We start from the raw sequence: 13,395 nt of genomic DNA, 5'->3' as shown, positions 1-13,395 counted from the left end.
AAATGATAATTTAAGTCCAGGTCGCACAGATAGTTCTATCAGCTTAATAGTTGACGAGGAGATAACTATAGTAAAGATACTTTTTTTGACATCTTCCTAAACTCAGGTAAACCTCCATTTGCCAATAATCAGAAAGATATGGTGCAGTCTTAGGAAAAACTCCTAAGTACAAGAGTTCAACTATTCCTGCCTAATCATTGAAAAGAAATTAGAAGAAAACTCTTGCAAAAAGAACTTGCAAAGTATCAGAAAAAATAAAAGGCTATTTAGTTAAAACCTTAACAACCCAAAGAATAAGATAAAGCCCGACTCCAACCCCAAAGCATAATGCACCTACTACAAATGCTATTCTTATTATTTTCTCACTGATCCCCAACTTATTCCCTAACCAACCTGAAACTCCTAATATCATAATTTTTGTTTTGGCAAATATAATAGACTTTTTCAGTTTTACACATTTGCAGAAAATTATAGTTTTAGGGTCTAAATTTGTAGGCATATCTAATCATGATTAATATGTGATTTTAACACTAATAATCGCGCCCAAAATCTGTAAACATTGTAGATTTGATGGCTGAAAAAAAGCCAAAACACTTCTTTAAATGAAAAACTTTATTCTCTTTTTTAGTTTGTTGTTAATCTTCATCTCTTGCGATAGCAGTAATCTGGTTATTGAGCAAAAATTAGAAATTCGTCTTCTCCCCCAACTCAAAGAACTCATTGCTTCTACTCAAACTTTAATTTTAACAGCAGAGAGCAAATCTTTTAGTCCAAATGAAGAAATCGGAGGCCTCCTCCAATTATTCTCTGAGAAGCTGGAATTGATCACAGGCTTAAAACTAGAGCAAGAAGAAGAAATGAGCCCTAATAGTGATGTGATTTTTGAATTAGATAATTCCCTTGAAAAAGAAGAATATCAAATTAGTATCAGCAATAAAATTGAAATGAGAGGAGTAATTTATCAAACTTTAGCTATGGCTAAAAATAGTTTGCTTCACTTGGTGATAAAGCAAGATGCTTTTTTGACTTTTCCAGTTTTACAAATTATAGACAGTCCTGATGCCAATTATAGAGGCTTTATGCTAGATTTAGCCCGACAATGGCATGAAATGGTGTACCTTTGTGATTCGGTTAAGTGTGCCATACAACTTCTTTTTTCGCGATTGGAAGCGGTAAGGTAAGCAAACCACCAAAACATGAAGGAGAGTTCTTCTCTCTTTCTGTTTTGAAAAATTAATAATTTCGCCTCTAAATCGAAAAGTTGCATTTACTACTTGAATTTAAGAATCAATAAAAGATGAGCGCAATTACAGCAAATCCCCTACAGGGAATTGGAAATTTTAGCAAATACTTTATACATGAGCTGAACCACTACGCGGTAGTTTTTTCCTCTCAACTTACTATTTATAGAAAAGCATTGCCCATAGGGCATCAGCTATTGTATATGGAGAAAAGAAATATTTTATTGCTCGTAGAGCATATGTTCTATAAACTTCAATAAAAGATAGAGTACAATTAAAGCAAATCCCCTATGGGGAATAGGAAAACTTTAGCAAGTACTTTATACATGAGCTGAACCGCTACGCGGTAGCTTTTTCCTCTTAGTTTACTATTTATTAAATAGCATTGCCCATAGGGCATCGGCTATTGTATAAGGAGAAACCAAAGTGAAAAGCACAGCAAAAAAGCCATTACAAATGCAATGGCTTCTCTATAAATCTCGAATAAAAAAACCGCTATTCGTCTTTCTTAAAAAAGCTCTTCTGAAATAACAATATCAAAGCTACACCAATAGTGATAGAAGCGTCCGCTACATTAAATACAGGCTGAAAGAAGGTAAACATCTGCCCACCTAACCATGGCATCCATTCGGGCCAAGTAAAGCTAAATAAAGGAAAATAGAACATATCTACTACTTTACCATGTAAAAAGCTGGCATAGCCACCTCCTTCGGGGAAAGCCGTTGCAACCTCATGAAACATACTGTCGCTAAAAATCATTCCATAAAAGGCACTATCTATCATATTTCCTAAAGCTCCAGCCATAATTAAAGAAATACTTAGAACAAAGCTTGCAGGAGATTTTCGCTTCACAATATGAGCGATATAAAAGCCCAAAGCAATGATGGCTCCAATTCTAAAAAGGCTCAAAGCTAATTTCCCCCAAGAGAAACCCAACTCATAGCCAAAAGCCATTCCGGGATTCTCAGTAAAGTGAATAATGAACCAATCTCCCATCACATGAATTTCCTCACCTAAATGGAAATGGGTTTTGATATAAATCTTTAAAATCTGATCTACTAAAAGTACCAGAAATACAATTATTGCTGCTTTTTTCAATTTATTGTCTTTTAATAAAAAAGAAGCATTTTGAGATTTTCAATCAAAATGCTTCCATATAATATTTTAATCGTATCAGTTTAGATACGAGGTCTATTCAATTTTGCATCAATACTTAAAGTAGCATGAGGAACACTTCTCAAACGTTCTTTAGGAATTAATTTTCCAGTCTCACGGCAAATACCATAAGTCTTATTCTCAATACGAATCAAGGCCATCTCTAAACTCTGAATGAATTTTTCTTGACGAGATGCTAATTTACTGTTTTCTTCTTTTGTTAAAACAGCATTGCCCTCCTCTAATACTTTAAAAGTAGGAGAAGTATCGTTAGTGCCATTGTCGTTATTGTTGATATATGCTTCGGTAAGCATTTTTAAATCAGCTTTTGCCTTGGCAACTTTACCTTGAATAATTTCTTTAAACTCTTGTAATTCACTATCCGAATAACGGCTCTTTTTTGTTTCAGTATCCATAATGCAATATTTAAATGATTTGTAACTAGCTGATTTTCTCTACTTTTACTATCACTTTAATAGAATCTGACAATTCTACTTCCTCACCACCTATCAATTCTGTGTCAACCAGCTTTAGCTCTGATGCGAGTGTTTCTGAGCAAATATACAAATTATTATTATTGATAGCATTATCAGTTTCTACCTGTTTCTGAATTGTTATATGAATCTGATCTGTCACCTCAAAGCCTTTATCCTTCCTCAAACCCTGAACCTTATTCACGATATCTCTAGCAATACCTTCCTCTCTCAACTCTTCAGTGAGCGTAATATCCAAAGCAATAGTTAATGCCCCTTGAGTGGCAATTAACCATCCAGGAATATCATCGGTAGTGATTTCCACATCGCTGACTTCAATCGCTACATCTACACCATTGATATCAATATGATAAACACCTTCGTTTTCTAATTGCTTAATATCATCGTGGCTAAAATGAGAAATAGCAGCAGCTATTTGCTTCATCATCTTACCATATTTAGGACCTAAGGCTTTAAAGTTGGCTTTGATTTTCTTTACCAACATACCGCTGTCTTCTGTCATAAACTCTAATGTTTTCACATTAACCTCAGAAAGAATCAAATCGGTAATTTTCTCTACCTGATCTTTGAAGCGCTCATCCAAAATAGGAATCATTACTTTATTTAATGGCTGACGAACTCTAATTTTATTTTTCTTTCTCATGGAAAGAACCATACTAGAATAGGTCTGTGCCATTTGCATACGCTCCTCTAGGTCTTTATCTATTTTAGATTCGTCGGCCACAGGCATCATGCAAAGGTGAATACTTTCCTCGCTACGTTTTCCAGAAACCGCATTTAAATCGCGGAACAAGTTATCTGTGAAGAATGGTGCAATTGGAGAGCTAATGATAGCAATAGTCTCTAAGCAAGTATAAAGGGTTTGATAAGCAGAAATCTTATCTTCTGAATATTCACCTTTCCAGAATCTTCTTCTACTCAATCTAACAAACCAGTTACTTAAGTGCTCGTCAACAAAACGTGCTATGGCTCTTCCAGCTCTTGTGGGCTCGAATACTCCAAATGCCTCATCAACCTCTTTTACTAAAGAGTTTAATTCAGAAAGCACCCATCTGTCAATTTCTGGTCGTTGGCTAAATTCGATATCATCCTCCGCATAGGTAAAACCATCAATATTGGCATATAATGAGAAGAAAGCATAGGTATTATGCAATGTTCCGAAGAATTTTCTTCTCACCTCATCAATACCAGCCACATCAAATTTCAAATTATCCCAAGGTTGAGAATTGGTGATCATATACCAACGTGTGGCATCTGGCCCATATTTTCCTAATGTCTCGAAAGGATCAACACCATTGCCCAATCGTTTCGACATTTTATTTCCATTTTTATCCAATACCAAACCATTGGAAACCACATTTTTAAAGGCTACACCATCAAATAACATGGATGCAATCGCATGTAAGGTAAAGAACCATCCACGAGTTTGATCCACACCCTCGGCAATAAAGTCAGCAGGGAAGTTTTGCTCAAATAATTCTTTGTTTTCAAACGGATAATGCAATTGCGCATATGGCATAGCTCCAGAATCGAACCAAACATCAATCAAGTCTGGCTCACGGAACATCTTCTGACCAGTTTCTGATACCAATACTATCTTATCTACATAGGGACGGTGGAAATCGAAAGTCTCATAGTTTTCTTTGCTCATGTTTCCAGGAACAAAGTTTTCCATTGGATTCTCAGTCATTACACCAGCAGCATAAGCTTTATCTACTTCTATTTTCAACTCTTCAGCAGAACCCAAAACAATTTGCTCTGTGCGATCTTCACTGGTCCAAATTGGAAGAGGAATACCCCAGAAGCGAGAACGAGAAAGGTTCCAGTCTACTAGATTTTCGAGCCAATTACCAAAACGACCTTCACCAGTAGCTTTTGGCTTCCAGTTGATGGTTTTGTTTAGGTCTATCATTTTATCCTTCACCTCTGTGGTTTTAATAAACCAAGAATCTAGAGGATAGTACAAAATAGGCTTATCGGTTCTCCAACAATGAGGATAAGAGTGGGTATATTTTTCAGATTTAAAAGCTCTGTTTTCTTTCTTTAGCTTGATTACAATTTCAACATCCACCGATTCTTTGCGCAATGGATCTTCATCAGCATAATATTCGCTTTTCACAAAACGCCCAGCAAACTCACCCATTTCCTCGTTGAAACGACCGGTTTTTTCAACCATAGTCAAAGCACCAATTCCGTTTTGTTGAGCCACTTTAAAATCATCCGCACCAAAGCTAGGCGCAATATGAACAATACCAGTACCATCTTCAGTAGTTACAAAATCGCCAATAATGACTTTAAAAGCATCCCCGTCTTCAGGTTGTGCATAAGGCAATAATTGCTCGTAACGAATACCCGCCAAATCTGTTCCCACACATTCTCCTATCACTTGGAAAGGAATGGCTTTTTGTCCGGTTTCGTATTCTTCTAGTTTAAGCTCGGCATTCTTTTCTGGGAAGTATTTCCCCATTAAAGGCTTAGCAATAATTGCAGTAATTGGTAGATGAGTATATGGATTGAAGGTTTTAATCTTCACATATTCGATTTTCTTACCCACGGCCAAAGCAGTATTTGATGGAAGAGTCCAAGGAGTAGTTGTCCAAGCTAAGAAGAACAATTCATCTTCCACATCGGCAAAAAGCCTTTCAGAATCTTCGTTTCTCACTACTTTAAACTGAGCTGTAAGGGTAGTGTCTTTTACATCCTTATAACAACCGGGTTGATTGAGTTCGTGAGTACTTAAACCAGTTCCAGCAGCAGGCGAAAATGGCTGAATAGTATATCCCTTATAGAGGAGGCCTTTCTTGTTAATCTTAGATAAAAGATTCCAAACCGACTCTATATATTTATTATCGAAAGTAATATATGGATCATCGAGGTCAACCCAATATCCCATTTTTACGGTTAAATCGTCCCAAAGGTCTTTATACTTCATCACCTCAGTACGACAAGCTTGATTGTATTCTTCAACGGTAATTTTCTTACCAATATCCTCTTTAGTGATTCCAAGACTTCTTTCTACTCCAATTTCCACTGGCAAACCATGGGTATCCCAACCCGCTTTACGAGAAACATATTTTCCTTTTAAAGTTTGGTAACGACAGACGATATCTTTAATGGCACGACCCATAACATGATGAATTCCAGGTACTCCATTCGCTGATGGAGGTCCTTCATAAAACACGAAATGCTCGCCTTCTTTACGGGTTTCTAAACTCTTTTCGAAAATATTTTGTTCTTTCCAAAATTTGAGCGTTTCCTCAGCAATATTGGTGAGGTTTAAATTTTTGTAATCTTTATATTTTGCCATCCTGTATTCTCTTTATAAATGATTGGACTGGTTGTATTTACATCTTATAATAAAAGTTTGCAAAAATATGAAAAATTTGCTTTGGTTGGGTGGGTTTTTGTGTGGGGTCTTTAAAGTGTAGATATACTATGATTTTATCGTAGGTCATATCTATCGTACGTGAAATTTATCATAGGTGAAATTTATCGTGCATAAAAATATAATAGTAAATTAGGACTAGAAAAAAAGTGGAAATTGATCAGAAATCTAAAAACAAAACCTCATAAAAAAAGTAAAGTCGCCAGTAGGGCTACTGACGACTTCTCGCATATAAACACATTTAACCAAATAAAAAAATATGAAAAAAACTACAACTTAAACAAGTTGCTTTCCTTAATTTAGTTGTACAAAAGTAGGCCTAAAAAGCCACCGTGTCAAGTTTTTAACAATAAATTAAACATTCTGGTATTCGTTTGCCTATTTATACAAAAAGGATTGAATTTCATTCTTATCCTTAACTACTATGGATACTCAGAAAACTCCATTAATTCGATGGGAGCACCATCATGTTCTACCATAGCTACCCTTAATCCTTCCATGGGTAGATTAGGTGGATTGAGCAAATTTAGCTCTGGACGAAGCAATTCTTTATCGAGATTATCTACCACAAATGCCAAATGAGGAATGGTTTGAATTAAAGGGTGCATTTCACAATCTTCATCAAAACGCATCCACTCCACACCAAAAGGACTAGTGGAAAAACCAGAAACATAAAACTTAAACTGTGGTAAGTAATGCTCGTTTGGCTTTTTCTCTTTAGTTGGAACTCCCAAATGATGGTATTTCCATCCCCATTCTTCTACTGCCATTGGCATTTCAGTTTCGTGTCTATTATTTTCCATATTCTATTTTATTGAGTCAAATATAATTAATTAGTTTTTGTAAGAAAACTGAATATTACTTTTTGTGTCTGATAGGAAAGCTTCGAGAACAAGGCTACGATTTCTGCAAATAAAGGAGTTTACCTTTGTAAATGGCTGTTTTCAAAAATTGTATAACGCAGTTATCGGAATTTTCTTGATGACAATAATTCACATATTCCTATTATCACAAAACAACTGTTGAAAAAGAATAGGGTCTTTTATAGAAATGAAGAAAATAATCCTTTAAGTTTATGCTTTAAAATTTGATACTATGACGACAAAAAATCTATCTAAATTTTCCATTCCTTTTTTCCTTGTGGCTTTGCTCTTATTCGTAAGTCAGATACAAGCTCAATCTAATTTGGCTTATGGCCCTAGAGCTAAATCAATGGCAGGAGCTGGAACTGCTATTGTAGAGAATTCCATATGGGGAAATTCCAATCCTGGCGGGCAAGTATTCCTAGGGCAAAAATTAGGAATTGGTATCGAGATTGCCATGCCTAAAGCTTCCTATTTTGTAGCTGGGGAACCAACAGAATTTGAACAAACTCAATCTAGTATATGGCCTTTAGGAATCAAAACAGGAGGAGTAGATTCCGAAAATAAAGTCTTGGTGATTCCTCAAATTGGATTTAATATGAGTCTTGATGACAATAATAGCATAGGAATCAGCATCTATGGAAATGGAAATAAAGGCAAGGAATATGCTGCAAAAACATATTATAGTCCTGTGATAGCAGATTTTGGTAGTAGCGAAGGATTTATCAATCCTATGGGAACAGTAAGCTATCCTACTTTTATGAAACTCAACCAATACTTTGCTGCCCTCTCTTACTCTAGAAAATTTGGAGACAAACTAGGAATTGGTATCAGCCTAGTTGGAGCTTGGCAATCGTTTAGCGCTGGAGGTCTAGAAGCCTTTGGAAGTTTACACTATTCAGAATTCCCAAATGAGCTTACCAATAACGAAACAGCCAACTCATTTGGTGTTGGCGGGAAATTAGGTGTACAATGGAATGTTTCTAAAAAATTTCAAGCTGGTGTAGCCTTTAGAACCAAGCTATATATGACGACCATGGACGAGTATAAAGGGTTAATTAGTGAATCTGGAAAACTAGATATCCCATCTGAGTGGAGTATCGGATTAGTTTACCATCCCTTTGATCGTTTTTTAATGGCTTTAGACATGAATAGAATATGTCATAGTGGTGTTCCAGCATGGGGATTGGCCATGAAACAGAAAGGTGCTGTTTCTCTTGGTGGCGAAAATGGAGGAGGCTTCGGAAGAACAGATCAGATGACTTATAAATTCGGTATACAATATAGCATCCCAAAATGGCAATTTAGAGTTGGTTACCAATATAGCGACTTAACTCTTGTAGCATCAGAATTCCTTTTAAATATGATGATGCCTGATGTAATTACCGACCATGTGAGCTTTGGATTTTCAAGAGATATTGGTGAGCAAAACATAAGCTTTGCGATAGTGAAAGGTTTCAAAAAAACAGCCACTGGCTTTAATGTGATGGACAATGCTCAATTTATGGATCTAACAGCCCAGAACCTATTGTTTGAAGTCGCTGTAGAATTCTAAACCTTGAAACTCAAACCTCTCATTATCGCCATAGCAGCTATTGGCTTTACAGCTGTCATCTCCTTCCTTTCTTGGATACAGTATCATGAATACCATCCTCAAGAAAAACTTAGGGTCGTCGACCCTGTCTCAAGCAAAATCGGCGACTCCTTGGGAGTATTGCTTTGGAATATCAGTTATGGAGGTATGCCAGCCGAAATGGATTTCTTCTATTCTGGTGGTATAAGGATTCAATTGGAGGAAGATAAGAGTAAATCCAATTTTCATCAGATTTTAAATGCCATCGAATCTTATAAAGACAGTACTGATGTCTTTCTTTTTCACAAGGTAGATAGCGCATCGAAAAGAGCATATGGCATAAATCAGGTGGAAGAAATTCGGAGGAGGCTAAGAGGATATGAATCAGTTTATTGTCCTAATTTTGCGGTTCCATATATTCCTGTTCCTCTCAATCAACCCTTGGGCAAAGTTTATTCTGGTATGGTGAGCATGAGTAGTAAAGGAGCAGGGTCACACGAGCGAATGGCACTCAGCGATAAGGATTTCTATTGGCCAAAAAAATTATTCACGGCAAAGAAATGCATGGATGTGGCTAAGTACCCTTTAGATGATGGTTTCCTCTATATTATTAATGTGCATTTAAATAGCTACGATTATATGGGAGAAATTCGCTTGGCTCAGCTAAGGGAAGTAGAAAATTTAGCTCAAAAACTATATCTAAAAGGGAATTATGTGATCATTGGTGGAGGTTGGAATATGAACCCTCCTCATTTTAAGCAATACAAAATAAGCTACGATTATAAAGGCAAGGTTGCTTATCCAGAACTTGATTCCGAAAAATATTTTAATGGCTGGAAGTTTGAGTATCAAAACAGCATTCCTACTTCAAGGGTTTTACACGAAGCTTATAGGCATTCCGCATTAAATACCACCATTAAAGACTTCTTCATTTGCAGCCCCAATGTTACGGTTTTGCGTGCCAATACGGTGAGTCAGAAATTTAAGTTTTCCGATCACCATCCTATTTATTTGCGGGTGTTCCTAAAATAATATACTAAAAGTTTTCATTAATAATGAGAGGTTTTCTAGTTTAAGCAAAATGTGTGTTCTTGCTCAGAAGACGTCAAACTTAAGACTTGCGAATCCCTGAATAACAGTAAGTTTACTTTTGTAAATGTCTGTTTTCAGAACAAGCGTAACGAAAAAATTGGCATATTATGACAAGAACTAGATAAACTTCACACTCCCACCCTTTAAAAACTTCTGATCAAGAAGACGAGCTATCCTTTTGGCCACGGTTCTTCTAATTTCTAATTCAACTGGCAGTGTTGGATCCTGGTGAGCGATATTAATCTTCGTACCAACGAGAATATGTATTTCATCACTACGGATAAACATCTTCACCATTTTGTCAGCTGGGCCATCACCCAAATCCTGATCACTGGTATAGTTTTTAAGGATGTTGGCCACTTTGCTCAGAGTTAAAATTCCTTCTGTAACTAAATCGATTCCATCCATGTGTGATTCTGGCGGTAAATCGGGGTCGTCAAAATCTAGACTATCCACTATCTTCACACCGAATTCCCTAGCAATAATATCAGCGGTGGTTCCACCTGCAACAACCTTTCTTCCTGGAAAACTCCTCACTATTTCTGCTAATTCCTTGTCCGATGATTTCCTAATGGGAGGTCCAGTACTGAGTAGTAGTTTTCTGGGTTCTCTAAAATAAATACAGGCCGTACTGGTATCATCTTTGGAATGATAGAGATCGTTCTGAAAAGCTTTGTTAACAGTAAGTACTGACAGCTTACGAGCCGAAATAATTGGATTCTTTGCTATTTTATCACGAACAAATTTCACCGCATCACTTACTCCCCATCCAAAAGGATACCTTTCGCTACCTAAACCTGACTGAGCAATTCCATCTGACCAAAACAATATTCTGTCTTCTTTTTGAGGTTCAAATGATGTATAGAGTAATTCTTTCTTGTTCTTCCCCTCCTCTAGAAGAAGACATTGCCACCCTGGATCAAATATTTCACTTCCTCTAAAGATGGTGCATTGTGGATTATCATATTCTAAAATAGAAACCCGCCCACCTATTTCAATATCGATAATAGTAAAGGTGGAATAACTAATTTGTCGAACACTACAAACAGGAAGTGTCTTCATAATAATTTCGGCAATCTTGGTTGGTTCTTTATGCTCTTTGGCAAAATTAACCGCCATAGTAGCCGTAAGAGTAGCCAGCATATTTGCTTTGACTCCATGCCCCATTCCATCAGATAATACGCAGATGATTCTATTCTCTTGTTCTATTTTTTTACTCACAAAAACATCTCCACAAATACGCTCACCTTCGTGATTGATTTGCTGGCAATTGACATCAATATGAATACTATTTTCCAGATTATTCATTTAGTTTACTGATGTTAAATTGTGTTTCTTGACTTGGGGCTTGCTTATAGGTTTGCAAAATTGAGTTGAGCATCTGTTCGGTTTCTGCAGCACCCTCTCCCAATAAGAATCCTATTTTTTGTACCATTTCCAGATTTTTATCAATGACTTCAGTAACACGCTCTATAACTTGTTCTTTCTGAATTTCAGGCTGTTGCATATTCCTTAATACCGCTCCAACTATTTCTTTTTCCTTAATAGAGAAGAAAGAAGCAGTATAAATTTCATCATTCAAATGAATATCTCTATTGATAATATTATCACTAGAGTTCAACACAAAATTGAAAAGCTTTTGAACATTGAATGGAATAAAGCTCTTAAGATCGGCACCCACCAAACCTGGTATTACTTCTGCTATGTCTTTAGCATCAGTTCCCAACAAATCGATTAGGCCTTTATTGGCCTGAATAATTTTTAACTTTTTATCAACAATAACTATGGCTGATGGCAATTCCTGAAGCATAGAGTGCGTAATTTGATGAGCTTCTTCCATGGCTAGTTTATCAGCATGAGCTTCTCTTTTACTGGTTTCTAATTGGGCTTTGGTTTCTTCCATTTTTTGATTGGCTTTACTCAATTCCATTATGGTTTGCTTATTCTTACGGAAAGTATAGGTAAAACACATGTCTGGTTCAGCCAAACCTTTACTAATAGCAATTGAAAATTCAGTGCAATTTTTATATCCACAAGCGCCACAACCATTTTCACTATGGTCGTTATTTTTACCGATAGTCCCTAATATATTATCAACCTCCTCGCTTGAAGGTGTGGCTATCCTTTGATCGTTAAGCTCAAAACTGGCAGAAAAATCTATTTTTCCATAAGACTGCATTGCTTTTTCCCAACTCTTTTGATCAAAGTCTTTTCTGCGTTTTTTGGCAAACTCTACTATTTTATTTTGCTTCACAAACTTACTTGTAGTTTTCTTGATTCCAGGACCAGAAATACAACCGTTGCAATAAAAGATATTTAAATGCTTTTTGATTTCAGTGACATCGTTATTAAAGTTTGAAAGTGAATTTACAAAATCCACATGACCTTCACAGGTAATGACTTTGGAATCCATTAAGTCTTCCGATTTCTCCATAATCTGGAGCAACCCATTACTTATAGGATACAAGTATCCTTTGTTGGCAATAGGTCCATCAAACTCAGCATAACTCAAATTCTTCTCCACTAAACCTGACTCGTCGATCATTTTACGCAATTCCTCAAAAGTTAGAACAGCATCAATTTTTACTTGGTCGGCATATCTCTTGGCCTCCTCTTTAGCAGCTATACATGGACCTACGTATATAATTCTACAAGCATCACCATATTCTTTTTTTAACACCTTCGCCATGGCTACCCATGGCGAAACTATTGGAGCAAGGTTGTTAATTAATTCGGGCTGAAATTTCTCCACATTGGACACTACCACTGGACAATTGCTAGTCAAGTAATATTTCCCACGTGATTTTTTAAATAGTTCGTTATATTCTTTAGCAATTAGATCAGCTCCAAGTGCTACCTCATATACTTTGTTAAAACCAAGTTGATGAAGCATTTGAGCAAACTTCCTATAGTCAGTGATATCAGGGAATTCAGCTGCTACACTAGGCGCCAAAAGAGCGATAACGGCTTCTTTGCTTTTTAAGGATTCCTTGGTTTCTTTTTCACTACTTTTATATTCAACAGCATCATAAGGACAAACCTCATAACAAGCCCCACAACCTACACATCTATCATTAATAATTTGAATAGGGGGATCTTCTTGGGAGGATACTGCAATAGCTTTTACTGGACAATTTCTTACGCATGCATAGCATAAAACACATTTTTCAATGTTGATTTTCATCAAATAGTCATCCATAGTTTATGAGTTTTTAATAGATTCGAAATATGCTAAAAAATTGATCTAGATAAGTTTCCACATTATCAGCATTTACCTGATGAAACATCTTATCATCTATCATGAGATTGGGGCCTTTGCCGCATTTGTCGAAGCAGCGGTTGCCTCGAAATAATACCTTGTCTTCAATATCATTCTTAACCAAATACTCTTTTATCTTTTGCAAGGTGGCTTTGTTGCCTCTGGCAAAACACGAACTTCCCATGCAAATACTAATCTCATGTTTTTTCATCGTTCCGATTTAGATTATTATTAATATAGCTCAATTACAAGGATATCCATTCAATTAAATGAGTACCGAAAAGCTATTACACATGTTAACAAAAATAAACTATTTTTAATCATCTTACCCAA

General features: G+C 36.2%; 11 protein-coding genes. 3 read left to right on the top strand and 8 right to left on the bottom strand.

Annotation, left to right across the window (positions count from 1 at the left end):
• Positions 1-262: 262 nt before the first annotated feature.
• A complete protein-coding gene (locus tag HNS40_RS00390; RefSeq protein WP_172276066.1) occupies positions 263-499 on the bottom strand; it encodes a PspC domain-containing protein in 237 nt (78 codons plus the stop codon).
• Between the two features lie 103 nt (positions 500-602).
• Here HNS40_RS00390 and HNS40_RS00385 point away from each other — a divergent pair, with 103 nt between their 5' ends.
• On the top strand, positions 603-1,181 hold the full coding sequence (locus tag HNS40_RS00385) for a glycoside hydrolase family 20 zincin-like fold domain-containing protein (RefSeq protein ID WP_172276064.1): 579 nt from the start codon (positions 603-605) through the stop codon (positions 1,179-1,181).
• A 555-nt stretch (positions 1,182-1,736) separates the two neighbouring features.
• Here the strand turns inward: HNS40_RS00385 and HNS40_RS00380 are convergent.
• The 4 genes from HNS40_RS00380 to HNS40_RS00365 all read right to left on the bottom strand — a co-directional run bounded on the left by HNS40_RS00380 (position 1,737) and on the right by HNS40_RS00365 (position 7,078).
• Positions 1,737-2,339, bottom strand: a complete 603-nt coding sequence (locus HNS40_RS00380; protein WP_172276062.1) for a lipoprotein signal peptidase — start codon at positions 2,337-2,339, stop codon at positions 1,737-1,739.
• 80 nt (positions 2,340-2,419) lie between these two features.
• The gene (locus HNS40_RS00375) at positions 2,420-2,812 is read right to left on the bottom strand and encodes a TraR/DksA C4-type zinc finger protein (protein ID WP_172276060.1); all 393 of its coding nucleotides are present in this window, start codon (positions 2,810-2,812) and stop codon (positions 2,420-2,422) included.
• Between the two features lie 25 nt (positions 2,813-2,837).
• The gene (gene ileS / locus HNS40_RS00370; RefSeq protein WP_172276058.1) at positions 2,838-6,197 is read right to left on the bottom strand and encodes an isoleucine--tRNA ligase; all 3,360 of its coding nucleotides are present in this window, start codon (positions 6,195-6,197) and stop codon (positions 2,838-2,840) included.
• 500 nt (positions 6,198-6,697) lie between these two features.
• Entirely contained in the window at positions 6,698-7,078 is a 381-nt protein-coding gene (locus tag HNS40_RS00365) for a hypothetical protein (RefSeq protein ID WP_172276056.1), read from the bottom strand.
• A gap of 292 nt (positions 7,079-7,370) precedes the next feature.
• On the opposite strand from HNS40_RS00365, the gene HNS40_RS00360 reads away from it, so the two are divergent.
• Together HNS40_RS00360 and HNS40_RS00355 are read left to right on the top strand one after the other, a co-directional pair.
• The gene (locus HNS40_RS00360) at positions 7,371-8,693 is read left to right on the top strand and encodes an OmpP1/FadL family transporter (protein ID WP_172276054.1); all 1,323 of its coding nucleotides are present in this window, start codon (positions 7,371-7,373) and stop codon (positions 8,691-8,693) included.
• A 3-nt stretch (positions 8,694-8,696) separates the two neighbouring features.
• The gene (locus tag HNS40_RS00355; protein ID WP_172276052.1) at positions 8,697-9,743 is read left to right on the top strand and encodes a hypothetical protein; all 1,047 of its coding nucleotides are present in this window, start codon (positions 8,697-8,699) and stop codon (positions 9,741-9,743) included.
• A gap of 177 nt (positions 9,744-9,920) precedes the next feature.
• Here the strand turns inward: HNS40_RS00355 and HNS40_RS00350 are convergent, their stop codons facing one another.
• Genes HNS40_RS00350 through HNS40_RS00340 form a run of 3 tightly spaced genes read right to left on the bottom strand, consistent with a single transcriptional unit; the run spans position 9,921 to position 13,273 of the window.
• A complete protein-coding gene (locus HNS40_RS00350) occupies positions 9,921-11,111 on the bottom strand; it encodes a SpoIIE family protein phosphatase (protein WP_172276050.1) in 1,191 nt (396 codons plus the stop codon).
• Complete coding sequence (locus HNS40_RS00345; protein ID WP_172276048.1) at positions 11,104-13,002, bottom strand: [Fe-Fe] hydrogenase large subunit C-terminal domain-containing protein; 1,899 nt, start codon at positions 13,000-13,002, stop codon at positions 11,104-11,106. The genes HNS40_RS00350 and HNS40_RS00345 overlap by 8 nt, the downstream gene beginning before the upstream one ends.
• Positions 13,003-13,015: 13 nt before the next feature.
• Complete coding sequence (locus tag HNS40_RS00340; RefSeq protein WP_172276046.1) at positions 13,016-13,273, bottom strand: (2Fe-2S) ferredoxin domain-containing protein; 258 nt, start codon at positions 13,271-13,273, stop codon at positions 13,016-13,018.
• Positions 13,274-13,395 lie beyond the last annotated feature (122 nt).

This window comes from Lentimicrobium sp. S6, from assembly GCF_013166635.1.
Taxonomy (GTDB): domain Bacteria; phylum Bacteroidota; class Bacteroidia; order Bacteroidales; family UBA12170; genus UBA12170.
Note: the sequence above shows the minus strand (reverse complement) of the source record. Positions and strands in the feature narration are given on the sequence as shown.

Excerpts from the sequence above, each read along its gene's own strand:
- HNS40_RS00340 (WP_172276046.1), bottom strand. The coding sequence starts at position 13,273 with ATGAAAAAACATGAGATTAGTATTTGCATGGGAAGTTCGTGTTTTGCC.
- HNS40_RS00345 (WP_172276048.1), bottom strand. The coding sequence starts at position 13,002 with ATGGATGACTATTTGATGAAAATCAACATTGAAAAATGTGTTTTATGC.
- HNS40_RS00390 (WP_172276066.1), bottom strand. The coding sequence starts at position 499 with ATGCCTACAAATTTAGACCCTAAAACTATAATTTTCTGCAAATGTGTA.
- HNS40_RS00385 (WP_172276064.1), top strand. The coding sequence starts at position 603 with ATGAAAAACTTTATTCTCTTTTTTAGTTTGTTGTTAATCTTCATCTCT.
- HNS40_RS00375 (WP_172276060.1), bottom strand. The coding sequence starts at position 2,812 with ATGGATACTGAAACAAAAAAGAGCCGTTATTCGGATAGTGAATTACAA.
- HNS40_RS00360 (WP_172276054.1), top strand. The coding sequence starts at position 7,371 with ATGACGACAAAAAATCTATCTAAATTTTCCATTCCTTTTTTCCTTGTG.
- HNS40_RS00350 (WP_172276050.1), bottom strand. The coding sequence starts at position 11,111 with ATGAATAATCTGGAAAATAGTATTCATATTGATGTCAATTGCCAGCAA.
- ileS (WP_172276058.1), bottom strand. The coding sequence starts at position 6,197 with ATGGCAAAATATAAAGATTACAAAAATTTAAACCTCACCAATATTGCT.
- HNS40_RS00365 (WP_172276056.1), bottom strand. The coding sequence starts at position 7,078 with ATGGAAAATAATAGACACGAAACTGAAATGCCAATGGCAGTAGAAGAA.